Below are 23,795 nucleotides of genomic sequence, written 5' to 3' on the forward strand. Positions count from 1 at the left end.
TAGTCTATGGTAATTATACCATATCAGAGGTTTTCTTAATCAAACCACTCTTAAGATTATTACTTAACAAAGGTCAATATATCTAGAAGACTTCCTCCATAGAAATCCGCTCCTGTTTCTCTACAGGGATTTCCTCCCTCTCTAAAGGCAGCTCCTCCTATTATAATAATTGGCCTCTTATTTTTAAGCGCCCTCTTAACACCATCAATTAGATATTTTGCAGAATCCATATGATAAGCCATGGTCACTGAAAGAGCCAGATATTTTGGCTTTTTATCCTCAATTGCCTTTAGAAGACTATTCATAGGAATATTACAGCCAAGATAATAAACCCTATAGCCTTTAAGCTCCAGAACATCTGAAATCATCTTTACTCCTATGCTATGAAGCTCTGCACCAGGGGTCAAGGTCAATACGCTTCCCTTAAATATTCTTGCCTTATTCTCTTTAAGCTTAACCTCTCTCATTAAGTCAAGGGTTGTTTCAGATATAAAATGCTCCTCCCATACCTCTAAGGTCCCCTTTTCCCATCGGGTTCCTGTTTCTACAAGAGCCTTTTCCAGTACCTCTAAATATATTGTTGATATATCCATCCCTTCCTCTTGAAGCTGTAATACCAGCTCCCTGGCGGATAGCTTATCTCCCTTTAATAAATGCTCTAAATAAATCTTATGAAGCTCTTCCTTATTAGCTGTCTCTGTATCTATATCCTTACGATAATAATCCTCAAAGCTTTCTGGATTTTCTCTACCATACAAAAAGTCTAGGGAAACCTGAAACATATCTGCTATTTTAACCAGCATATCAATGTCCGGAACCCTTAGAGCCTTTTCATAGTTTGCTATGGCTGTCTGCTTTACACCCAGCTGATCAGCAAGCTTTTTTTGTGTATATCCCTTATCCAGCCTTAACTTTTTCAATCTTAGAGATAATGTATCCACGGCAATACCTCCTACTATTATATGGTAATTATTATATCACATATCGTGGTATTTTTTTCAGTATTTTACTGAATATTTATTGTTTCATCTCCAGGTGTGGATTATTATAGAGTAAATACAAAAGATAAAAACTATTAAATAATAATATTTAAAAGCTTAAACTAATTTCCCATAGAGCAAAATGTCAGGAAGCTACCAAAGCTCATACCGAACAATAAAAACTTATATATGGATGGAATGTTGATATTTTATCTCTAGATACAATAGAATCTCAAAATAAAACTCAAAGAAATAGGAGGATATACAAAATGAAACTACCCTTTAAAATTGCTTTTAGATTTTTAATCTCCAGCAGAGCACAGACAATACTCATAGCCTTAGGCATAGCCGTAGGAGTTTCTGTACAGATATTCATAGGCTCACTAATCTCAGGACTTCAGCTGAGCCTTTTAGATAAAACCATAGGAAGCTCCCCTCACATAACAATAACCTCAGAAAAAAAAGGAGAGCCAATAGAAAATTATCAAGAGCTTCTAGAGAAGGTTAGCGCTGAGGATGAAAGAATAATAAATCTCAATACCACGGCAGAAGGTGCAGCTCTTCTTCGTCAGGAGGATGAAAGCTACTCTGTACTCGTGAGAGGAATGGATGAAATTTCTTCCGATAATCTTTATAGTTTTTCAGAAAAGCTTTATGAAGGAAACCTTCCACAGGGTGATAACGAAATTATCATAGGAAAAGAGCTGCAGGAAAGCTTAGGAGCTGACCTAGGAGATGAAATTGAGCTTTACACAAACAGTGGTGAGGTTAAAAATCTAAAGATAACAGGCTTTTATGATTTGAAGGTTGCCTCCCTAAACGAATCCTGGCTTATATCTACCCTACCAACCAGTCAAAGCTTATTTAACTACGATGATGGAGTAACCTCCATAGAGATGCAGCTTACAGAGGAATTTGCCTCCGATGAGATAGCAAAAAATTTACAAGCTTCACTACCTGAAGGACTAGAAATAACTAACTGGAAGGCTGAAAATGAAAGCCTCCTTAGCGGTCTCAACGGTCAGAATATCTCCAGCATTATGATACAGGCTTTTGTACTAATATCTGTGGTCCTGGGAATTGCTAGTGTCCTTGCAATAACGGTAATGCAAAAATCAAAGCAGCTAGGAATATTAAAGGCTATGGGAATAAAGGATAGGAGTGCAAGTCTCATATTTTTAATGGAAGGCTTTTTATTAGGAGTAATAGGAACTATCTTAGGCATAGGCCTTGGTTTACTATTAAGCTTCCTATTTACCAAATTTGCTTTAAACCCTGATGGTACCCCCATCATAGAACTTTATATAGATTATGGCTTCATAGGCATATCTGCTTTAATAGCATTAGCTTCAGCAGTTATTGCCTCCCTGATTCCCGCAAGACGTTCTTCAAAATTAAATCCAATAGAGGTGATACAGAATGGCTAATATCTTAGAATTAAAAAACATAAACAAAATCTATGGAAGCACCATGAAAACTCATGTATTAAAGGATATAAATCTCACTCTAAAAAAAGGAAGCTTCAACTCTATAATTGGAGCCTCCGGCAGTGGTAAGAGCACACTATTAAACATCATTGGAACTCTTGACAAGCCTACAGAAGGAGAGCTTATCATAAATGGAAAAAGAGCTGACACTATGAATAAAAACCAGCTGGCGGAGCTTCGTAATGAAACTATAGGCTTCATATTTCAGTTCCATCATCTTCTCCCTGAATTTACAGCCCTGGAAAATGTCCTCCTTCCCTACAGGATCAAGAATCCTAACCCACCCAAGGAGGTTATAGAAAAGGCACATGAGCTTATGGATATGGTTGGACTCTCTAAAGTAAAAAATAACAAATCCACAAAGATGTCTGGAGGTCAGCAGCAGAGAACTGCTATAGCAAGAGCCCTAATAAATAACCCGATGCTTGTCCTAGCCGATGAGCCTACAGGAAATTTAGACTCCTCCTCCTCAGACAATATCTATGAGCTTTTAAGAGATATCAACGAGGACTTAGGAACCACCTTTGTAATCATAACCCATGATAACAAAATAGCAAAAAAGGCTGATAGAATCATAGAAATCAAGGATGGAAGAATTGCTGAGCCCTTGAGAGCGGTGAATAGTGCTGTGTAAGGAATGAACTAAGAAGTAATAAGTAAGAGCTAAGAGTTAAGGAGTAAGAGCTAAGAGATAAGGACCAAGATATAGGGTAGTTATGGGCTATGAATTGAGAGAGGGGAGTATGACATTAAAGCTTCAAGCAAGGCCTGTCCTTGGTTGAAGCTTTAGCATACTATAACCTATATAACTGAACAACCTATGTTATCAGGAGGTTCAAAATGAATAGTTTATTCATACAAGCTAACTTCCTTTAAAGGAAGAGTAAAGGCAAAGATAGTTCCCTTGGGATAATTATCCCGAACTGTGATTTCTCCTCCATGAGCTGTTATTATAGACTTGCATAAAGCAAGACCCAGGCCCAGGCTTCTTCTGCTATCAGAGATATTATTATTAAGGCTATAGAACATTTCAAAAATTCTCTCCTTACTTTCATCAGGTATTCCTGGTCCATTATCTCCTATCTCCACAAGTACCTTATTATCAAGTCTTTTAATCAAGATGGTTATTTCTGATTCCTTAGGGGTATATTTAATTCCGTTGTCTAAAATATTGATAATTACCTGAACAATAAGCTTTGCGTCTACCTCTACCATTGGATAGCTATCATCTAAGGTAACGATTATCTTATGGTCTCCCCGCCTTTTATTTATATGCTTTAGGGCCTCTTCTACAATCTCTTCCATGAGCTCCGAGCTTGTATTAAGATTCATGGATCCATTTTCGATTTGAGTTACAGAAAGTATATTTTCCACAAGATTTATAAGCCATAGGGATTCCTCATAGATATCGGAATACATCTTCCTTCTCTTCTTGATATCTACAGCATCCTCATTGTCCATGAGCATTGCAGCATTCCCTGATATAGAAGTAAGTGGAGTCCTCAAATCATGGGAGATAGAACGGAGAAGGTTGGCTCTCATCAATTCATTTTTAGCCATTATTGCCGCCTCTTCTCTTTCATTGAGAGTTTTCTCATTTTTTAGTGCTAAGGCACATTCTCCTAAAATGGATAAAACTATACTGTTTTCAAAGCTATCTAATGGGTTATTGTCTATAACTATCCCCACTACACCAAAGACCTCTTCATTGCTCCTCACCGCAAGGTATAAGCATTTAGAATCTCCTAAGGTATTAGTACTTGCTCCTGCCCTTTTGTTGTTTTTTGCCACCCAGGCAGCTACAGCCCTTTCATTTTTTGTAATATACTCTATCTTCTTATCATCCTCTTCAGAATTAAACACAAGAGGCTCCCTAAGAATATCATTAGACATATCATAAAATACTATTGTTCTTCCCAAAAGCTTTACCAGATGGTTAGCGGTAACGGAAATAATTCCAATATGGTTCTGTTCCTGAGATAAAAGCTGATTGGTTTCAAACAATATCTGTGTTCTATAGGCTGTCTCAGCAGACCTTTTTGCATGCTGTTTAATCTTCATAGTAAGAGAGCTAGATATTAGCGCTGCAATCAGCATTATAAAAAATGTTATTATATATCCATTATCATAGGTATCTAAAGAGTATTTGGGTATGATAAAAAAGAAATTAAAGGCCAATACACTGATAATAGAAGTGATATAACAGTAAAGTCTATGAGAGGTTAATATAGACACAATTAAAACTCCCAGAATATAAACTGTAATAATATTATCATTATCCAGTCCTATATATTGAAACATTTCTCCGATTATAGTAGCTACCATTACCATAAACAAGCTTATGAGAGAATCCCATAAATTAAAGCAATCCTTAATCCCCTTAGACCTCTGTATTCTATACTTCACTGCATTACTTACAGGAATTATGTGTATATCAAGATTAGGTGCTATCTCCAGGAGCCTTTCCATGATAGATGGCTTGGCAAGGAAGCCTCTTCTCTTTCCATCATCTCTTCCCATTACCACCTTGGTAGCTCCTGAAAGTCTAGCAAACTCTGAAATCTGAAAGGCAATATCATCACCATAAACTGCTTCGATAGCTGCTCCCAGCTGCTCTGCTAATCTTAGGTTTTCCCTTAGATGCTTTTTGCTATCTTCACTCAAGGAAGAAAACTCCGGAGTTTCAACCAATAAAGCTGTAAACCTTCCTTTATAAGCTGTAGCCATTCTCGCTGCCGTTCTTATTATCTTCCCATTGGAGGGAGAAGGTGAAAGGCACACCAAAATATGTTCATCTCCATGACTTCTATTACCTTGTATCCTCATTGACCTTTCAGTCAATAAATTTATTCTATCGGCACAGCGTCTTAAGGCTATTTCTCTAAGGGCCGTGAGGTTCTCCATAGAGAAAAAATTATTTAAAGCCCTTTCCACCTGAGCCATCTTATCTACCTTACCAGAATTCAATCTTTCAATAAGCTCTCTAGGCTCAATATCCACAAGCTCTACCTGTTCTGCATTATCAAAAATACGGTCAGGTATTCTTTCTCTAACTATAACCCCTGTAACAGCAGCAACGGTATCATTTAGGCTCTCAATATGCTGTACATTTACCGTGGTATAAACATCTATTCCTGCCTTCAACAGCTCCTCAATATCTTGATATCTCTTTACATGACGTCCACCTTTATAAACCGTATGAGCTAGCTCGTCTACAATAATCAGATCCGGCCTTCTCTTCAGCGCTTCATCTAGGTTAAATTCTTTTAAACTAGTCCCCTTATGCTCAGTGCTAAGAGTCGGCATTACCTCTAACCCCTCTAGAAGCTCAAGAGTATCTGGTCTTGTATGAGGTTCAACATAACCTATAACCACATCAACTCCGGCTTCCTTAGCCTTATGGGCAGCCTCCAGCATAGCATAAGTCTTCCCTACCCCTGCAGCATAACCAAAAAATATCTTTAGATTTCCCCTTTTATTCCGCTTATCTTCCTCTTCAATTTCCTCTAAAATCTCATAAGGATTTAACTTCATAAAAATTACCTTCACTTTCATATTCTGCAATTTGTAATTATTATATCAATATAATTGGGATATTCATACTGGAGAAAATAATTCTTAAAGCACCACGTAATATTCATTTAATTCAATTAATTTGATATAATCTATTTGAACATATTTATTTTGTGATTGGTTTTATTAGTAATAAGGAGGGTGATATATGGAAACTATTAGACAAAAATTAGGATTTCTTTGTGATATGGATGGAGTTATTTATCATGGAGATATGATTCTTCCTGGGGTTAAAGAATTCGTAGATTGGCTTTATAAGGAGAATAAAAAATTTCTATTCCTTACAAACAGCAGCCGCTATTCACCTGTGGAGCTGCAGCACAAGCTAAATCGTATGGGACTTGAGGTGGATTCAAGCCACTTCTACACTAGCGCACTAGCTACGGCAAAATTTTTAAGCTCCCAAAGCCCAGGCTGCAGTGCCTATGTCATTGGGGAACCCGGCTTATATAATGCCTTGTACGATGCAGGAATCACCATAAATCCAGTGGATCCTGACTATGTTATTGTAGGAGAAACCAGCAACTATAATTATGATAGTATCTGTCAGGCTGTAAGACACGTATTAAACGGTGCTAAACTTATAGGTACTAATACCGATTTAACCGGTCCATCTGAAAACGGAATCATCCCAGCCTGTAGGGCATTAATAGCTCCTATTGAACTTGCCACCGGAAAAATTGCATATTACGTTGGTAAACCCAATCCCCTAATGATGAGGACTGGCCTTAAGATGCTCGGTGTTCATTCAGAGGATGCAGCTATAATCGGTGATAGAATGGATACAGACATTATTGCTGGAATCGAAAGTGGTCTGGATACAGTCCTTGTACTTTCAGGAGTAAGTACAAGGTCCTTAGTAGAACAATATCCTTACAGCCCAAGAGTGATTGCTAATGGTGTTGGGGAAATACCTGGATAGAAACTATTTACTCCCCTGCTTTGAAGTTATAAACCTTATAATACCTATGTATAATTACAAAGCATTGGGTAATATTTTTTCATAATATTCTCCTAACTTTATAAGCCTGAATCCGCAGTAATGATTCAGGCTTATTATCATTTTATTAAGTTAATATTGCTATAGCTTTACTAGCTTTCAGTAGCTTATAGCTAGACTTAGGTTGCCCTAATCAGTTCTTTAAGCTCACCCAGAAGATTTCCTCCCGATACAGAAATATTACCTACATTCTCACAGATTTTTTCTAAGTACTCCAGCTCCTTAAGCTTGTAGAGGGTCTTGTTTTCATCCATAAGCTTAGCGGTATTTAGTAGCGAGCGAGTAGATGCCACCTCCTCACGGCGGGTTATTACATTAGCTTGTGCCTTCTTTTCTGCTATGAGCACAGTGTTCATAATCTCTCGAATTTCTCCTGGAAGTATTATGTCCTTTATCCCTGCATCAACAACATCTAAATACAGCTCTGCGCCTTTCTCCTTAAGTCTTTTAAATATATCAGAAGATATCTCCTCTTTGTTTTCCAGGATTTCATCAATGCGGAATTTCCCTACGTACTCACGGATAACCAGCTGCGCTGCCAGGTGAAGCTGCTCCTTATAGTTATCAATTTCTGTCAGCACCTTCACATGATCAGTTATTTTATAGCTGCATACAAAATTAACTCTTAAGGTTACCTTATCCTTTGTGAGAATCTCCTGTCCTGCAATATCCATTTTAGTCATTCGCATGTCAGTAATGCCTACGGTCACCTTTGTTCCACCATTCCAAAAATAGTAGGTGCCAGCACCTAAAAATTTTATAAGCTTATTATCATAATAGAGTCGTCCCACCTGATACTCCTCCACATCTACCCTTGTATAAAGATAAGGGAGTATTTTTCCAAATATATATCTTGGGATATCCTCAGAAACCTCAGGATCCTTAATGCTTATTAGCTTAAATTCATGCTTATCATAAACGGACCAAAAGCAATACCTTCCTGCCTTTAAGGCCTTGGAGAACTTTCCATTTACAAAATGTAGGGCAAGCTCCTCATCTCCTACCTCTACAACCTGTGTATTCTCTGCAAAGCTTTCATTCTTTAGGAGAGTATCTAGTGAACAATCTACAGTTGTCACAGGCTCATCAAGCTCCATTATTTTAATCTCTCTGCTGCCAAAGGTATAATAGCTTCCAGCCTCCAGCATTTTTATGAATTTGCCCTTTTTAAACAGAAGTCCTCTTTGATTTTCATTAATTATTATCTTCATATAGAATAACCTCCTGGTTTAATATTTTTTAGGATAGCACCCATGGCGCAGGCGGCGAAAGAATTAAGTTTACCTCTGGTATCAGCGAAGACTTTAACCTGGCTGATACAAGCTATAAACGGTATCCTTCTATCGACAGGGCCTTTTAACCATTGTCATCACGCTTTTCCATCTTCTCAAAGAAAATAGACAAAGCATGATAACCGGGTGATTTTTTTACTTCTATCCTTCTGTTTGCTGTGCTCTTAGCACAAATATCCTACCCGTGGCAGGGGTAAAAGGTTCTTTGAAGTCCTACGCTTCAAATTCTAACGGGGAGTCGAACCCCATAGCATATTGCTATACCATGTACAGACCAAGCTTTGGAATACGCTTTGGTACACCTAGCACACCGCCGTGTAAATTTTAATACACCAGCAAAAAGCTTTCTGTAATTATATTTTAGAAAATCCCCTCTCCCTTATCACGGAAAAAAAGTTGCGAACTAAAATTATCGCAACTTTTTTTGCATGAGCAATCTTTCTTTTATTAAGCTAATAAACCCCTCTGGTTCTAGTACTTTTATCATGGGACCAAAGGATAAAACCCTTATCACAAGCTCTATCTCATCGGCCTTATCATAATTAATTTTCACTCTATATTTATTACCCTCTAATTTTTCTGCTTCCTTATCAAAGTGAGCAAAGTGGAGCATTGCCCTTTCCAGGGCATTTCTTCCGTCAAACAATTCAAGAATTAGAGCTTTCTTTATTGGAGCTTTTTTAGGAGGCACTTTATCTCCATAACCTTCTAAAAGTGTGCATTTATTTATGTTACTTATATTAATAACATTAATATAGCGGCAGCCTGAGGTAGTCAACCTAAATTTATCATCCTTCTCAGAGTATTCTAGAGAGCAGGGTTTGCAATAAAACTCCATTCCCTTCCCTTTAGCTGTTAAATAACTTATTTTTACCCTTCGCCTCTCCTTTATTCCCTTTATGAGGGTTTGAAAAATTTTTATATAGCCTTCATCACCATAGTCATCACCATCGGTGTATTTATCAAAGACTACATAGTCCTCAGGGGTGAAAAGAGGCTTCACCTCCTCAAGTCCCGGAAGAGAAATATTAAAAAGCCTTATCCTGGGATCTAGGGTTATGGCTTTAAGCCACCTTTTTTCTAAGAGGCTTAAGGGCTGGCTAGGAGGCTTCTTCATAGGAGTTTTAAAATCCTCTGTGATAAGCTGCCACTGTTGATTCTTAAGGGCTGGAATAATGTTTAGAAAGCTTTCTCTAAAGGCATTATCCTCAATTATTTCCTTCATAGCCTTTTCTGTCAGCTCTCCCTTAACTCCTAAGGCTATTATTTTTGCTACTGCATTATAATAACAGCTATAAATCTCATGAAATATCACTATTTCCCTCACCACCTAAACCATAAATACTGTACATTTTCTCTAAATCACTTTTAAACTTAGCTTCAATTAATTTATTTGAAAAGCTTATGGAGGTAATTCTGCAGATAAAGGTGCGAATCCATGGAAGCATCTCGTTACTGTCATAAACCTCACAGGTAAACTTCAGATGATTAGCATCTACCCATTCTAGCTTGCCGCAGCGTTTTTCTCTCTCTATTCTCCTGTATATGTGTCCTTCCTTTTCACTTATATAAATAGTGAACTCCACCTTCTCCAGCTTATTATTCTTCAAAGAGCTAACTCCCCACATATGCTTCTGCCTCTCCTGAAGCAACTCTCTGAGCTCCATAAAGCTTTTTTCTTCTATAGCCTCTCCAAGCTTTACTTCCGTTATATAATCCAGTCTATAGGCTCTGATGTTATTGTCTTTTATATGATAGCCAATTAGATATCGCCTTCCACTTTGAACACTTATAAATATCTTCAGAGGAATAAGGCAGCAATCCTTATTTTTGCTTCCACCTCTACGGTAATTTACAAGAGTAATAGATCTTCTATCACTGATAGCTAATAGCAGCTTATATAAGGCTTCTGACTCCAGAGCCTGAGTTATGTAATGATGCTTAAAGGAAAAAGGTGTCTCTCCTTCAGGAAGCTTACCTAAAATATAACTACCTATTATCCCACAGAGAGAAACCTCTGAAAAATAATTAATGGCATCAATTAGGTTGCTATTATTTTCTTCTTTAGATGGAGCAGACGGCTCTAGCTTAAATCCTTGGGACAAGCTATCCAGAAAACAGTTTGTCCGTCTGTAGGTCATCAATCTTCCTTCTTTATTACTTGTTATCAGTCCAAGCTCCTCATATTCCTTCAGCTTTTTCCTAACAGTGGATTTATCAAAAATCATAGGCTCTCTAAAGCATGCTAAATACTCATTGTCAATTCTTTCAATGATTTCATTTAAGGACAGGGTGATATTGGGACTGTGTAGTATGTCAAAGATAATAAAATGAAAGGTTATATCTCCATCAGTAAAGCTCTTTGCTTTTAAAGCTTTATAAAGAGGATTATGAGTTGTGGTCCTACTATCTATAGAAATGAAAATATTTTTACCGGAGGGTGTCTGTCGAAAGGCCATATAGTCACCAATATAGCTTTCAATCCTTCTACGCTCATTATCATAGGAACGAGCACTCTTCATTGCAAGCTCCTCTCTGCTTTTAAAGCCATAAACGTAGAATTCCCTCATATAATTACGAATTCGTTCAAAGCTCTTGATTAATTCCGTATATGCCATTTCTCCACCTCTCTTTTTCATAAACTAGAGAATAAAATCATTATTTTTCTTAACTAAAAATCAATCATATACTTCTATTATACTTTATAATCATTGACCACAAAGACAAAACTTTAGCGTAAGATGGGTAAGCTCTGGGCATAATTGTTTTACCAACTTTGGTGATTTCCTGTGCAGAAAAGCTATACTATCCTATTATGTAATCTATTGAAATAAGGCTATTATGAACTAAGAAATAATATGCTATACTTTATAGAAGCTTATAATATAGGTGATAATATTATTGAAAATGTTACCTGATAGAATAGGAGAAGAACCATTAATGAATATTAAATTAAATAAAGAAGACATAAAAAAGCTTATGTCCCTTTCTAATATTAGAATAACCAATGAGGATATCATCTCAATGTATGCAGAATACATAATCAACCATTCAAAGCATATAACCAAAGAGCTTATTGAAGATTTTAATGGTGATGGTTACTTTAGAGAGGAGGAGGCCTACTATTATTTATTTTTGGCAGCCTGTGGCTTTGACATAGAAAAGTATGAAAATCATAGAGAGATAGCTAGAAGGTATATCCGTCCTTCTATAAAAAAGCTAGACACAGCTAAATATTTAAATAATCCTTACTACAAAAACATAAAAATACCAAATAAAAAGGTAGGGACCTGGGAGCTAAAAGAAGAAACCTTTCAGCCTTATGAAGCCTTTCTTTATGATGATGTATATGTGGATGAGAGCTTTAGAGAAATTCCCAGATTAGGATTCTTCAGCGAAAGTTTTTCCTTCCCTGCTGTTTTAGAAAATAACAATGAATGGATGACCATAACCCCCAGCGAGCTAGAAAGCTCTCAAGAAGCCATAGACAAAGCCTTTGGCAAGGTAATCACCTACGGCCTAGGCCTTGGCTACTATGCCTATATGGTGTCTGAAAAGGAGAATGTAGAAAGCATAACAGTAATAGAAAGGGATAAGGCTGTCATAGATCTATTTGAAACTTATATACTCCCTCAATTTTCCCATAAAGAGAAGGTAAAAATAATCAACTGTGATGCCTTTGACTATGATACCACCAAAGAACACTACGATTTCGCCTTCGTAGACATATGGCGTGATGCTGGTGACGGCTTTGAGCTATATCTAAAAATGAAGGCCATAGAAAACCCAAGTATCCAATACAGCTACTGGATAGAGGAGTCTCTCCTAACAGTTTTAAGAAAGCATGTTTTGCTGGCTTTAATACAGGAGCTAGATGCTAAGAAAACTGTCCTTGAGCCACCTCTAAAAGGAGATGCTGCCTATGATGAATACCTAAAGGTTCAAAGGGCTGTCAAAGAAAACCTCAAGAACATAACTATCACTAGCTATAATGACATCACTTACTACTTAAGCAATCCTTTCTTAAAAAAACTTGCAAAAAACCTTCTAAGGTGATTTCACCTTAGAAGGTTTTTGTTTGTCGTATGGTGTAATGTGTTGTTGTATATTGTAATGTGAATGTCACCATAGAAGTGAGAAAGTGTTCGCATGGACAAAGTAGTATCTTAACAACCTATTCTTTTATAATGCCTGTCCACAAAGTCTGAATTCAGAACAAATACCATTAACGATAAAAACAAGCTGCTTATAAATATAGCTGGAATAAATATATTATTAACCATAAACCTAAGGACAAGATAGCATACTATCATAAGTATTGATAAATAAAATATCCTACATAGGATGCAAACAGCTATCTTTAAAACATCTAAAGACATATAAACAATACCTTTATTCTTTATATTTGGAATAACTATATCCAGTATTAAATCAAGGATTGCAATAGAAGCTATATTTACAAGGGCTAGGGGAATTACCAGAAAAGTTTCCTTATTATATATTCCAGCAAAAAATAAAATTATCATTATAATACTAAACAGTGTCACTGATCCTATTATCCTCATTATTAGGATAGAGTACATTAAAGGCTTATTGCTAAGCTGAATATATTTCTCAAAGGGAAGAGTTTCTTTACCTAATCGAATTCTAAAGATATTCAAGTTAAAGCTTCCTAAGCTTACAAATAATGAAAGTACAACAATTGACCAATTTATTAAAAACCAAATGATTTTTTCCGAATTGGCATCAGTAGGAGGGATATTCATAACTTTTAATAATATCTCAGAAATAAAAGGTGTGAAGAAAAGCATTCCGAAAAAGGCAATTAATACAGCTAAAATTGCCATAATATCGAATAATACCTTCTTATTCTCCCTCATTATAAATCTATATTCCTTTAAAAAATATGCTATTAATACTGGTCGTGGCTTTATTTCATCAACACTAATCTTAGAATAAGTAGACCTTTTATTATCCTCCTTCTCTATTATTTTGAAGAATGCAACCTGCAGTAAGGCTTGATTGAATTTGATTAATAAGAAGCCAAAGGCTATGCTGATGAATGCTGTCAATGATATATAAAGTGTCCCTGGATTATTAAATAGGTTTACTAATAGGAATCTACAATAAGGAAATATCTTATCAATAATATAAATATACCCCTCATTATTACTATAAAAATTAATAGCTTTAATAGAGTCTGCATTATTCTGTATAACCCACATAGGTGCTGCCATAATTGCTACTACTACATATAAAAGCGATTTTACTGGAAGAATTACATAGGCTATTAATATGATTAAATCAGTTAGGGCATAGCATATAAAGGCAAGAACTATGATACTTAGCACAAAGAATGAAAATCTAAATATTGATATTTTAAAGCGGAGCAATATCCATGATAATGGAAGGAGTATTACTAGAACTGTAACAAAAAGATTCTTGCTATTATTAAGCTTTATGGCTGTAAATATGTCCAACTCCTTTAAAGGGAAGGATAATAAATAGCTATATCTCTTAATATCCATAATAGTCTTTGCAGAGGTAAAGCTCATGAAAAATACCATTGCAGCAAATAATTGATAAACTACGTTAGAAACATAGTTGTAAAGTATATCTGCTTCATTTACTATCGGGGCAACCACCACTGTCTGATAAGTAGTAAAAATTAAAAAGCCTAGGTTAATTACTAAAAATATTTTCCCTTGGCCTCTTTTCTTATATTCATGATGTACTAGAACGCTAATACTATTTTTCATAGCTTATAAACCTCCAAAAACACTTCTGCAACGGATCTCTTATGATATCTTCTCTTAAGATTATCCAGGGTATCTAACGCTGCAATCCTCCCATCCTTTATGATGGCAATCCTGCTCTTAATGCCCATAGCTATTAATCCTTCAATAATAAATCGGTCGTGGGTTGCGATGAGAATTGTTTTTTTACTTGCAAGACTTCTTATTTCGTTAAAAAGCACTAGATGTGAGCCTATATCAAGACCATTGGTAGGCTCATCCATAATGAGGACAGGGGGATTACGAATAAGACAGGAAATTATCATTATCTTTTTCTTCATCCCTGAAGAATAGGTAGAAATCAGCTGATTTAGACAGTCATCCATTTGAAAAAGAGTCACATACCTTTTAATAATTCTATCTTTATTTTCTAGCTTATAAACGGAAGCGATAAACTCCAAAAATTCTCCACCTGTCAAAAATTCAAAAGCCTTAATATCATCAACTATATATCCTAGACTCCTTTTAGCCTCTATAGGCCTATCTTTGATGCTAAAGCCATTTATTAAAACCTCCCCCTTGGTCATAGAATGTATGGAGGAGATTATATTCAATAGAGTTGTCTTCCCTGCTCCATTCTTTCCTAGTAAAAAGAGAAGCTCCCCAGGAAAAATTTTAAAGCTTACATTCTTTAGAACCTTATTTCTCCCATAGCTTTTACTAACACCGATAACCTCAAGCATATATCCCTCTAATATCTATCTTTATATCATTATGTATATATGTATAAGCACAGAAAATAATGATATTAAATTTTTTATGACGATAGCAGCAAATATAAAAAGCCTAGCCAGAGCCTTTAAGCCATAGCTAAGCCTTTCTATTGTATTTTTATTAGCTGGTTATATAGTATTATTCTCTATTGAGCAAAAGCTAACAGATCAATGCTAGCTTATCCACTGCCCCCTGGTTGCAGCCTCGTCTACTTTCCATACTCCATTTTCTTTGATTGCTGTGTAGGTTGCACCAATTGCTCCTTTTCCACTTCTCCACTTTCTAGCATTGGTTATTAGCTTATCCTCTTGCAGTTTCTCGTCCTCGAAGGATATTATAATTCCATCAGGAAAATATAGCTCCTGCTTATTTATATAGCCTTTTTCCGTAAGACCTTCATAATCATCAAGGAGCAGCTCATAGCCATTAGCAATGCAGTATTCCTCCATGAGCTTTTCAAGGATTTTTTTATTCTCTGTGAGGGCATTCTTATAATCTAATGCAATATACTTAATATCCCCTTGAAGGCCAGTATCCTCATCCATGAGCTCCAGGAAAACCTGATAATAGCCTTGAGCATCTGAACTCAATATCTGGTCCTTAGTCTTTACTACAATGGCATACTCACATTCATTCTTTCCCCAGGTGCATTTAATTCTAAAGCCTCTAATAATATAACCATTAATAACTACTTCAGAAGGAGTTTCAGAATCTTCCTCGAGGACAAAGGTCATTTTATCCCCTTTCCAAGTAATATCTTTAATAGTTTTAGGTTCAGCCCCTTCCAAGAACAGATCTCCGTTATCTTTAAGAATATTATCTTCTACTGTGACTTCGTCAGGCTTATATCCCTTAAAATCAATGGTAATTTCAGTTCCTTCCTTTAATTCTATTATTTCATGCTTTTTATTAAAGAAATCTTTAAAGGTATCCTCCCGTTTATACATTGCTCCATCCCATACATTAAGTCCAACCACCCAGGGAAGAGATACCCCCTCGGCTTTTATACTAATCTCCGGAGGTTTTTCTGGACCTTTACCTGCTGAAATTCCTCCTGCACAACCTGTAAATAAAGCTAATATAAGAATAATCGATAAAAAGAAGCCTGTCTTCTTGTACATAGTTTCCCTCCTACCTTTTTATATTTCAAAGCAATCTTTAAGACCGTTGTTGGTTCTAGCTACTTTTAAATTTAAACCTAATCAATCCCCGATTTCTTCTCCCACTCTTCACTCCATCTCTGAAAGCTTAAACCCGTAACCTCCTCTAAGGTTTTCCCATCTAGTGAACTATATGCACCAGCTACATCAGCATTGGGAAATGAATATCCTCCAATAACCTCGCCGTCTATCATCATGATATAGACATTCACTCCATTTTTCCCATTGTTATCTCTCTTTTGTAGAGGATGATTTTCTACAGTAAAGCCATAAGTAATTATCTCTTTCCCAAAATACTGATCAGGCTCATAATTCTGCACTGACCAAATTTGCTGATATTGCATACTAGCTGGCCCAAACAGCATATTTTTATCTAATATATACTTCTGTATCTCTCCCATATAGGCAGTAATTTTATATCCTTCTGCCTTAACATAATCCTCTGCTTTCTTTTCATCTCCAGTAGTAACCTTAGCTTTATTACAGCCAGACATTATAAATAATATTAGTGTAATCATAACCCAAAATAATCTTTTTATAATTTACTTTCCCTTTCTGTTCACTAGAGTTTAAAGCTACCTTTAGTAAAGGTGCAGCTCACCTTCCAAATTTTATCATCTATTTATTAATACATATTAATGGAATAATAAGTTTCAAAATCTAAGATAATTAATTTGCCCTGACTATATTCCCTCATCAATATAGTATAAAATATTGTCATATAAGTAAATTTATTACATGTGAATCCTTAGTAATGATACAATATAACTATTACTTGAGGAATTTAATCTGCATTATTATTACCAGTAAAATAATCTATTTGGTGAATGAAGGGAGTTTAATCTTAAATGATAAAATTATCAAAGGACAACTTACAAATATTAAATCAATTAGAATTACCAAAAAACGAAGCTACTCTTCCAGGCTACTTGCAAGGATTTATTTCTGGAGCTTCTTGGGTTAATGATATAATTAATCCTACTACTGCAATACTTGTTATCGCTGATTTCTGCTACTTGATCGGAAATATAGATAAAAAATACAAAGCAGAAATTGTAGATATTTTAAAAGATAACTGTAAAGGCAAGCTAATTGGATATTCTAGTAATACTTGGTCAGAATTTATTGAAGAAAACTTTGCAGAGACCTTTAAGAAACGTAAGCGTTATTCTTTTAAGCACGAGTCTAATATTTTCGATAGAAATAAGCTTGAAAACTATGCTGATGCAATACAGCCTGAACTTAATACTAAAAGAATTAATGAAGAAATTTATCAAATAGCCTTACAACAAAGCTGGACAGAAGATTTCTGCTCTAACTTTTTATCTTTAGAGCATTTCTTAAACTATGGAATAGGCTATGTGATTATGAAAGATGGAGAAATAATATCTGGCGCCTCCTCCTATAGTTATTGCAAAGGTCATATTGATATTACTATAGAAACAAAGCCAGAATATCAAAGAAAAGGCTTGGCTCTTGCTTGTGCTTCAAAAGTAATTTTAGAATGCTTAGATAGAAACATTTATCCTAAATGGGATGCTTCAAATCTCAATTCTGTAGCACTTGCTGAAAAGTTAGGCTATAACTTAGACAAGGAATATTTTATATACTTTATTTAAGAAAGAATATCAATTTAATATAAGGGGAGATGATATGAGATTTAAGAGAAAAAGAAAAAATACATTAATAGTTATTATTGCTGTCATTGTTGGATTAATTGCTTTCGTTAGCTGGCAAAATAATTCCATAACAATAAATGAGATAGTATTTAAGAACGATAAAATTCCTGAAGCCTTTAATGGATATAGAATATTACAGGTTTCAGACCTTCACAATAAGGAATTTGGAAACAAACAAAACAGTATATTAGAAAAAATAGAAACAATAAATCCTGACATAATTGTCATTACTGGAGATTTAATTGATTCAAATAATACGGATATTGATGCTGCAATGGAATTAATAAATGGAACAATTGATATTGCACCAATATATTATGTTTCTGGAAACCATGAGGCTTGGTCTGGTTCATATAATAATTTAAAGTCCAAGTTAGAAGAAGCTGGAGTTATTGTTTTAGATAATGAAAAAACAGAAGTTATTAAAGATAATCATTCTATTGATATAATAGGATTGTCTGATCCATCATTTAATGAAGCAGACTCACGAGAATATGGTGATAATATACAAACTGAAAATTTATTAAACAACCTAGTAGAGCAGAATAATTATTTTAAAATTCTACTTTCTCATAGGCCTGAATTGTTTGATATATATTCTATGAGTGATGTGGATTTAGTATTTTCTGGACATGCCCATGGAGGGCAAGTTAGACTACCCTTTATAGGTGGGTTAATAGCACCTGACCAAGGTTTTTTACCTAAATTAACCGAAGGTATTCACACAAGTAATAATACATCGATGGTTATAAGTAGAGGGCTAGGAAATAGTATTATTCCTATTAGAATATTCAACAGGCCAGAACTCATAGTGGTTACATTATCTCCTTAGCAAAAAGAACTGTATGTCCACTCTTTTTACTGGCAGAAGCAGCTCCTCTCGCTGATTGTCGTATATTACACATTTTTGTAAGGTGGCTGTCACCATAGAACCGAGAATTCTCCCATATTATGTAAATCAACTTATGAAAATGAGGAGCAAATATCTGCTCCTCATTCCTTGCTTAACTATCTATATAATTATCCATCTGATTAACTATCCATCTGTTTATAATTCCTCTAAGCTTAGCTGTGCATAGTCTAGGGCTTCATCGATGGACATAACCTCATTGATAACGTTAATAATCGCTGTTCCTAGTATGCTCAAAAATCTTCTTTCATTAAATCTTGCATTTTTGTTTTTAGGATTTCTTGCAGTATAGGATTTAGGAAAACAATCCTTTGCAATCTCAAGCCAGGGGAAGGCGTCAATAATATCATAATGATCATAGGTCTTTTTATCTGGCGATACACTTCCTAAGGCTGTTAAGGCTGAAGCAATAGGCTCACTGCATACCCACTTTATAAAGGAGTAAGCTTCCTCCACATTGCCGCAGTTTTTTGATATTCCTAAGGAACCTCCTCCAATGATAGGATTGCCACCAGGAACCATAGCATAGCCTATGTTATGAATTATCTTTGAATCATAGCCTATTATTTCAGAGGCATAATTGCTGAAGATAATTGACATTGCCACATTACCAGAAGAAAATTCTCTTGCAGAATCAGTCCACCATTTATGTTTATTTTCACTAATAAAATCTTTGCAGGCTAATAAATCTGAAAGAGCCTTCTTCCCAGAGTCATCGTTTATCTTAATCTTGCCGTTAACACGATTTAAATTTTTTCTGTAACTGAAGTATCTTGCCAAAAACTCTGTTGCAGTTACGCCGGTGTTTCCCAGTGTCAAGGTAGTTCCATATTCAACAGGGGAATCAGGATTATATTTTCTTGTAAAAAACTCTGCAATCTGATTAAAGCTCTTATAATCCACTGGAGGCTCCAGCTCCTGCTTATATCTTTCCTTATAGGCTCTCTTTATCCCTATGTTTTCAAATAAATCCTTTCTATAAAAAAGCAGCTGCGCACTGGGGGTTTCCGGTAGCGCATATATTTTATTATTAAACATAGAATAATTCTCTGGAAGTGAAGGCAAAAACTCAGAAAACATTGACTTCACCTCTGGATCAATCTCTTCCAAAGGAATAAAGAGCTTTTCAGCAAAATAAGATAACCATGTATTATCTATTCTAATAATATCAAAAATATTAGCTTGCCCCATATTTGAAAAGGTATCAAAAAGAGAATCATAGGAAAACACTGAAATTTGAACATCTACCCCTGTGGCATTAGTATATAGCTTAGCCATATTTTTTAATGCCTGGGCATGAGGACTATCTATTGTTATTATCCTGAGCTTTTTATCTCTATTATCAGAGCCCACATTAGAAGGAACCCAGGATCTGAAGCCATCATTTTCTAAGATATTTAAATTGATCTTCTCTGAGAATTCCTCTCCTTTAATGAGCCTTTCTGCAGCAGTTTTTCCTAGAAGATGATAATTTAGCTCATACTTCTGATATTTGTTTTCTGGCATAGAATATATAGGGGACAGGGTATATATTGGTATTTGAGTCCCATTTCCTAAGGTATTTATCATATCCCTTGCCGTCTCTGCTAAGGTCAAATGTGAGGTAACAATGCAATCTAAAGGTTTTTTAGTCTCTAGTAATAAAGTAGAATTTTTAGTATATGCTGCTGTGTCAGTGTGAATATGTTCAAGTATGCAGCTCTCATCCTTTAATATAGCCTCAGAAAAGCCATTATAAAAAGCTTTTTCATTGGACAGATTCAGCTCATTAGTAAAAAGACAAATGCTTTTATGTCCATTTTTCAGAACCCTCTCACCAATACTTCTCCCTGCTCCTTCATAGTCAAAGCCTACATACTGAAAAGAATCTATCCCCTCAGGTATTCTTTCAGCATAAATAATATTACTACAATAAAAATCATTATCTTCGTAAAGCTTTCCCTTCTTGCCAAGAGCAGTAAAAGTGGCTATTCCATGAATCATTTCTGATTTAATTTCTTTTAATATCTTCTTTTCATCATATTCATTATCATGTGTATTATACAAAATTACCTTGTACCCATTATTCTTCGCATAGTTTCTAAAGCTTGAATAAAAATCCAGGTACTCACGAAAGCGAAGGCTAGGCAATATTACCGCAAGACTCTTAGAACTCCCTGTTCTCAGAAGCTTAGCGCTTTTATTCATCCTATATCCTAGCTTCTTAGCAGCTTCTTGTACCAACCTAATTTTTTCACTACTAACATTTCCCTTCCCGTTGAGAACATTAGATACAGTTCCCTGGGAAACTCCAGCAGCCTTTGCTACATCTAAAATAGTTGCCATGTATTTCACTATCCTTAATCAAAATTACTATCTCGATATTTTTTATAACATATATTACTATTAAAGTAACATAATGTAAGTATAGCATGATATCAAAAAACCATCAATAAAAGACACCTTTAGACCAATTAATAAATATTTATTTAGCAGAGATCGATAATCGTAACTATCTTCTATTTATTTTATTGAGATAATCTCTAAGCATTCCAGGCCAATCCGTTTGTATGATATCAAAGCCCTTATCTACAAGCCATCCCCAGCCTTCATCTGGATTACCTGTTATAGATATATCATCACTGTGACCGGCGCTTAGAGGAACCTTATAGCTGTAGAGTATACCATTTCCCCACAGAACCTTATTATTCCTTTTATACCTTTCTAAATACTCCTCTTGAATAATCGGTGCATCCTCTGTGAAAAATACTAGCTCAGCACCAATATAATTTATATTCATCTTTTCAAGGATTTCACTACAATCATCATTATTTTTAATTATAGGCATATAAGCTACTTTTTCATCAAGTGACTCTAGAGCTTTAAAAACCTTTATATCTGGCGGGCTTTTTAGAATAATTTGCTCAGTCATATTATGCTTTTTAACCGCCTCAACCACATCGGGAACAAAATCCCAGCAGCGGTCAAGATTTATTAAGCATCTTCCCTTTAAATAATCTAAGGCTTCATCTAATGTATCTATCCCATATTCAGTCACATTGTTATCAACATTAACCAGTCTTAGTTTTTTTATTTCCTCCGCAGGCAGCTCCCTTATATCTATATCCATAGAAAGCAGTGTCTTTTCTGTTCCATTATGAAATATAAAAAACTTACCATCAGCGCTTTTTATAACATCTGTCTCAATTATGTCGCTTCCCTGTCTCAAGGCTGCTTCAAAGGCTGCAATTGTATTGCAGGGGATATTTCCACCAGCAGCACCTCTGTGAGTTGCAATAAGAACCTTATTTTTATTATATTCTTTAATATTGCTCGCATTATAAGTCATATAATTTCCCTCCTAAGCTTTAACTTTTACTAACCCTTTACAGAGCCCATCATTATACCCTTCTGGAAAAACTTTTGGAAGAAAGGATATATAATAAGTACCGGAACACTAGAAACAATAATTACTGCATATTTTAGTGTCTCATAAAGCATTATGTTGGATACAGAATCACCAGTACCCATATCTCCCACTTGATTTTGAAGAAGTATCTGCCTCAAGAATATTTGCAGTGGGTATTTACTCTGATCTCTAAGGTAAATCAATGCACTAAAATATGAATTCCAATGAGAAACCATATAGTATATAGTTATCACCGCTAAAATTGGTTTGGCTAAGGGCAATACTACGTTAAACAATATTCCAATGTTGGAATAACCATCAATTTCAGCTGCTTCTATTAATTCCTTAGGAATATAATTTTGAAAATAGTTTTTTACTATTATTAGATTAGTTACGTTTATTGCGCCAGGCAGTACCATTGCCCACATACTATCATATAAACCTAAGTCCTTAATGTTTAGGAAGCTTGGTATCATACCTCCGCTGAAGAACATTGTAAAGGTAATAAGAATCATTAAGAAATTTCTTCCCTTGAGATCAGGCTTTGATAGAGGATATGCGGCCATTATAGTCATTACCATGTTAATAAAAGTACCAACAAAGGTATATATTATTGTATTTTTATAACCTGTCATAATACTAGCACTTTTGAAGGTTTCCTCATAAGCTCTTAAAGTAAAATTAATTGGTGTAAGCCACACCTTTCCCGAAACCACTGAATTAGGATCACTAAGCGAGGCACTAACAACAAAAATAAGAGGATAAAGGATAATAAGTAAGATGACTACAGCTAAAGAATAAATAATAAAATCAAATATCTTGTCACTATCAACTTTACGTTTCATATTGCCCTCCTTTACCATAGACTGTTATCTGAATACTTCTTAGATAGTTTATTTACAATAATTAAGATACTAAAGTTAATCACCGAGTTAAACAAGTCAATAGCCGTTGCATAACTATATTGATTATTAACTAGACCTGTCTTGTACACATAAGTAGAAATAACCTCAGATACTGATAGATTTAAATCTGTCTGCATCAAAAATACCTTTTCAAACCCAATGGACATGATATTACCACAGGTAAGTATAAGCATAATCATAATCGTTGGAACTAGTAAGGGAACGGTTATCTTCTTCATCTGCTGCCATTTGCTAGCACCATCAACCCTAGCAGCCTCATACAAAGTCACATCTATAGAGCTTAAAGCAGAAATAAATATTATCGCATTCCAACCCATGTTTTTCCATAAGTCTGAAATTATATACATTGGCCTAAACCACTGAGGCAGGTTCATAAAATAGATACCCTTATCAATAATCCCTGCCTTTATTAGCATAGTATTAATAATTCCTATTGAAGGAGATAATAAAGCCCCCATCATACCTACCACTACTATAGTTGATAAAAAATGAGGTGCATAGGTTATATTTTGTAGAGCTTTTTTTGCTAACTTAACTCTAAGCTCATTTACAATTAATGCTAGTATTATTGGCGCTGGAAATGTGAAAATTAGTGTAAATAAACTTAAAATAACAGTATTACTTATAATATCGGTAAAAACAGGACTTCTAAAAAATCTCATAAAATTTTCAAGACCTATCCAGTCACTTCCCCATATACCTTTAACATTAGAAAAATCTTTAAAGGCAATCTGCACTCCAACCATGGGGATATACTTAAATATTATGAAGTAAGCAATAACCGGGATTAAAAGTAAATATAACTGCCAATATTTTTTTATAGAGTTCCTCCAGGTAAACTTATTCATATATAACCTCCAATTTAAATGCCAGCTAAGGCTTATCAGCAAC

Annotated in this window: 20 protein-coding genes; 6 read left to right on the forward strand and 14 right to left on the reverse strand. The window is 35.1% G+C overall.

Going from position 1 to position 23,795, the window contains the following annotated elements:
* Positions 1-59: 59 nt before the first annotated feature.
* On the reverse strand, positions 60-941 hold the full coding sequence (locus ACPWSR_RS03170) for a cobalamin-dependent protein (protein WP_426350253.1): 882 nt from the start codon (positions 939-941) through the stop codon (positions 60-62).
* Between the two features lie 308 nt (positions 942-1,249).
* Between ACPWSR_RS03170 and ACPWSR_RS03175 the strand changes: the two genes are divergently transcribed.
* Together ACPWSR_RS03175 and ACPWSR_RS03180 are read left to right on the forward strand one after the other, a co-directional pair.
* Positions 1,250-2,407, forward strand: a complete 1,158-nt coding sequence (locus ACPWSR_RS03175) for an ABC transporter permease (protein ID WP_426350254.1) — start codon at positions 1,250-1,252, stop codon at positions 2,405-2,407.
* On the forward strand, positions 2,400-3,101 hold the full coding sequence (locus ACPWSR_RS03180; RefSeq protein WP_426350255.1) for an ABC transporter ATP-binding protein: 702 nt from the start codon (positions 2,400-2,402) through the stop codon (positions 3,099-3,101). The genes ACPWSR_RS03175 and ACPWSR_RS03180 overlap by 8 nt, the downstream gene beginning before the upstream one ends.
* A 215-nt stretch (positions 3,102-3,316) precedes the next feature.
* Here ACPWSR_RS03180 and ACPWSR_RS03185 read toward each other — a convergent pair whose 3' ends face one another.
* The gene (locus tag ACPWSR_RS03185; RefSeq protein WP_426350256.1) at positions 3,317-6,001 is read right to left on the reverse strand and encodes an ATP-binding protein; all 2,685 of its coding nucleotides are present in this window, start codon (positions 5,999-6,001) and stop codon (positions 3,317-3,319) included.
* 187 nt (positions 6,002-6,188) lie between these two features.
* On the opposite strand from ACPWSR_RS03185, the gene ACPWSR_RS03190 reads away from it, so the two are divergent.
* On the forward strand, positions 6,189-6,962 hold the full coding sequence (locus ACPWSR_RS03190; protein ID WP_426350257.1) for an HAD-IIA family hydrolase: 774 nt from the start codon (positions 6,189-6,191) through the stop codon (positions 6,960-6,962).
* A 197-nt stretch (positions 6,963-7,159) separates the two neighbouring features.
* Here the strand turns inward: ACPWSR_RS03190 and ACPWSR_RS03195 are convergent, their stop codons facing one another.
* The 3 genes from ACPWSR_RS03195 to ACPWSR_RS03205 form a co-directional block, all read right to left on the reverse strand.
* Positions 7,160-8,251 (reverse strand): slipin family protein, encoded by a 1,092-nt coding sequence (locus tag ACPWSR_RS03195; RefSeq protein ID WP_426350258.1) that lies wholly within the window; start codon positions 8,249-8,251, stop codon positions 7,160-7,162.
* Positions 8,252-8,741: 490 nt separating this feature from the next.
* Positions 8,742-9,647 (reverse strand): WYL domain-containing protein, encoded by a 906-nt coding sequence (locus ACPWSR_RS03200; protein ID WP_426350259.1) that lies wholly within the window; start codon positions 9,645-9,647, stop codon positions 8,742-8,744.
* Positions 9,634-10,950, reverse strand: coding sequence for a WYL domain-containing protein (locus ACPWSR_RS03205; protein ID WP_426350260.1), 1,317 nt, complete (start codon positions 10,948-10,950; stop codon positions 9,634-9,636). The genes ACPWSR_RS03200 and ACPWSR_RS03205 overlap by 14 nt, the downstream gene beginning before the upstream one ends.
* A 322-nt stretch (positions 10,951-11,272) precedes the next feature.
* Here ACPWSR_RS03205 and ACPWSR_RS03210 point away from each other — a divergent pair, with 322 nt between their 5' ends.
* Entirely contained in the window at positions 11,273-12,388 is a 1,116-nt protein-coding gene (locus ACPWSR_RS03210; RefSeq protein ID WP_426350261.1) for a hypothetical protein, read from the forward strand.
* A gap of 110 nt (positions 12,389-12,498) precedes the next feature.
* Here ACPWSR_RS03210 and ACPWSR_RS03215 read toward each other — a convergent pair whose 3' ends face one another.
* From ACPWSR_RS03215 to ACPWSR_RS03230, 4 genes are all read right to left on the reverse strand, one after another.
* Positions 12,499-14,091 (reverse strand): hypothetical protein, encoded by a 1,593-nt coding sequence (locus ACPWSR_RS03215; protein WP_426350262.1) that lies wholly within the window; start codon positions 14,089-14,091, stop codon positions 12,499-12,501.
* A complete protein-coding gene (locus ACPWSR_RS03220) occupies positions 14,088-14,810 on the reverse strand; it encodes an ABC transporter ATP-binding protein (RefSeq protein ID WP_426350263.1) in 723 nt (240 codons plus the stop codon). Before ACPWSR_RS03220 ends, ACPWSR_RS03215 begins: the two co-directional genes overlap by 4 nt.
* Before the next feature lie 204 nt (positions 14,811-15,014).
* Entirely contained in the window at positions 15,015-15,962 is a 948-nt protein-coding gene (locus ACPWSR_RS03225) for a hypothetical protein (RefSeq protein ID WP_426350264.1), read from the reverse strand.
* A gap of 77 nt (positions 15,963-16,039) precedes the next feature.
* The gene (locus ACPWSR_RS03230; protein WP_426350265.1) at positions 16,040-16,519 is read right to left on the reverse strand and encodes a hypothetical protein; all 480 of its coding nucleotides are present in this window, start codon (positions 16,517-16,519) and stop codon (positions 16,040-16,042) included.
* Positions 16,520-16,849: 330 nt separating this feature from the next.
* On the opposite strand from ACPWSR_RS03230, the gene ACPWSR_RS03235 reads away from it, so the two are divergent.
* The gene (locus ACPWSR_RS03235) at positions 16,850-17,620 is read left to right on the forward strand and encodes a GNAT family N-acetyltransferase (RefSeq protein WP_426350266.1); all 771 of its coding nucleotides are present in this window, start codon (positions 16,850-16,852) and stop codon (positions 17,618-17,620) included.
* Positions 17,621-17,654: 34 nt separating this feature from the next.
* The gene (locus tag ACPWSR_RS03240) at positions 17,655-18,512 is read left to right on the forward strand and encodes a metallophosphoesterase (protein WP_426350267.1); all 858 of its coding nucleotides are present in this window, start codon (positions 17,655-17,657) and stop codon (positions 18,510-18,512) included.
* Here ACPWSR_RS03240 and ACPWSR_RS03245 read toward each other — a convergent pair.
* From ACPWSR_RS03245 to ACPWSR_RS03265, 5 genes are all read right to left on the reverse strand, one after another.
* Entirely contained in the window at positions 18,496-18,642 is a 147-nt protein-coding gene (locus tag ACPWSR_RS03245; RefSeq protein ID WP_426350268.1) for a hypothetical protein, read from the reverse strand. The two genes, ACPWSR_RS03240 and ACPWSR_RS03245, sit on opposite strands and share 17 nt — an antisense overlap.
* Before the next feature lie 86 nt (positions 18,643-18,728).
* The gene (locus ACPWSR_RS03250) at positions 18,729-20,915 is read right to left on the reverse strand and encodes an extracellular solute-binding protein (RefSeq protein WP_426350269.1); all 2,187 of its coding nucleotides are present in this window, start codon (positions 20,913-20,915) and stop codon (positions 18,729-18,731) included.
* A 166-nt stretch (positions 20,916-21,081) separates the two neighbouring features.
* Positions 21,082-21,918, reverse strand: a complete 837-nt coding sequence (locus ACPWSR_RS03255) for a glycerophosphodiester phosphodiesterase family protein (protein WP_426350270.1) — start codon at positions 21,916-21,918, stop codon at positions 21,082-21,084.
* Between the two features lie 29 nt (positions 21,919-21,947).
* Positions 21,948-22,823, reverse strand: a complete 876-nt coding sequence (locus tag ACPWSR_RS03260; RefSeq protein ID WP_426350271.1) for a carbohydrate ABC transporter permease — start codon at positions 22,821-22,823, stop codon at positions 21,948-21,950.
* An 11-nt stretch (positions 22,824-22,834) separates the two neighbouring features.
* Positions 22,835-23,752 (reverse strand): ABC transporter permease, encoded by a 918-nt coding sequence (locus tag ACPWSR_RS03265; protein WP_426350272.1) that lies wholly within the window; start codon positions 23,750-23,752, stop codon positions 22,835-22,837.
* Between the last annotated feature and the right edge of the window lie 43 nt (positions 23,753-23,795).

Source organism: Alloiococcus sp. CFN-8 (assembly GCF_049943125.1).
In the GTDB taxonomy this organism is placed as follows: domain Bacteria; phylum Bacillota; class Clostridia; order Clostridiales; family Clostridiaceae; genus JAEXZL01.

Excerpts from the sequence above, each read along its gene's own strand:
- ACPWSR_RS03190 (WP_426350257.1), top strand. The coding sequence starts at position 6,189 with ATGGAAACTATTAGACAAAAATTAGGATTTCTTTGTGATATGGATGGA.
- ACPWSR_RS03195 (WP_426350258.1), bottom strand. The coding sequence starts at position 8,251 with ATGAAGATAATAATTAATGAAAATCAAAGAGGACTTCTGTTTAAAAAG.
- ACPWSR_RS03215 (WP_426350262.1), bottom strand. The coding sequence starts at position 14,091 with ATGAAAAATAGTATTAGCGTTCTAGTACATCATGAATATAAGAAAAGA.
- ACPWSR_RS03180 (WP_426350255.1), top strand. The coding sequence starts at position 2,400 with ATGGCTAATATCTTAGAATTAAAAAACATAAACAAAATCTATGGAAGC.
- ACPWSR_RS03260 (WP_426350271.1), bottom strand. The coding sequence starts at position 22,823 with ATGAAACGTAAAGTTGATAGTGACAAGATATTTGATTTTATTATTTAT.
- ACPWSR_RS03265 (WP_426350272.1), bottom strand. The coding sequence starts at position 23,752 with ATGAATAAGTTTACCTGGAGGAACTCTATAAAAAAATATTGGCAGTTA.
- ACPWSR_RS03210 (WP_426350261.1), top strand. The coding sequence starts at position 11,273 with ATGAATATTAAATTAAATAAAGAAGACATAAAAAAGCTTATGTCCCTT.
- ACPWSR_RS03230 (WP_426350265.1), bottom strand. The coding sequence starts at position 16,519 with ATGATTACACTAATATTATTTATAATGTCTGGCTGTAATAAAGCTAAG.
- ACPWSR_RS03220 (WP_426350263.1), bottom strand. The coding sequence starts at position 14,810 with ATGCTTGAGGTTATCGGTGTTAGTAAAAGCTATGGGAGAAATAAGGTT.
- ACPWSR_RS03185 (WP_426350256.1), bottom strand. The coding sequence starts at position 6,001 with ATGAAGTTAAATCCTTATGAGATTTTAGAGGAAATTGAAGAGGAAGAT.
- ACPWSR_RS03255 (WP_426350270.1), bottom strand. The coding sequence starts at position 21,918 with ATGACTTATAATGCGAGCAATATTAAAGAATATAATAAAAATAAGGTT.
- ACPWSR_RS03225 (WP_426350264.1), bottom strand. The coding sequence starts at position 15,962 with ATGTACAAGAAGACAGGCTTCTTTTTATCGATTATTCTTATATTAGCT.
- ACPWSR_RS03235 (WP_426350266.1), top strand. The coding sequence starts at position 16,850 with ATGATAAAATTATCAAAGGACAACTTACAAATATTAAATCAATTAGAA.
- ACPWSR_RS03175 (WP_426350254.1), top strand. The coding sequence starts at position 1,250 with ATGAAACTACCCTTTAAAATTGCTTTTAGATTTTTAATCTCCAGCAGA.
- ACPWSR_RS03240 (WP_426350267.1), top strand. The coding sequence starts at position 17,655 with ATGAGATTTAAGAGAAAAAGAAAAAATACATTAATAGTTATTATTGCT.
- ACPWSR_RS03205 (WP_426350260.1), bottom strand. The coding sequence starts at position 10,950 with ATGGCATATACGGAATTAATCAAGAGCTTTGAACGAATTCGTAATTAT.
- ACPWSR_RS03250 (WP_426350269.1), bottom strand. The coding sequence starts at position 20,915 with ATGGCAACTATTTTAGATGTAGCAAAGGCTGCTGGAGTTTCCCAGGGA.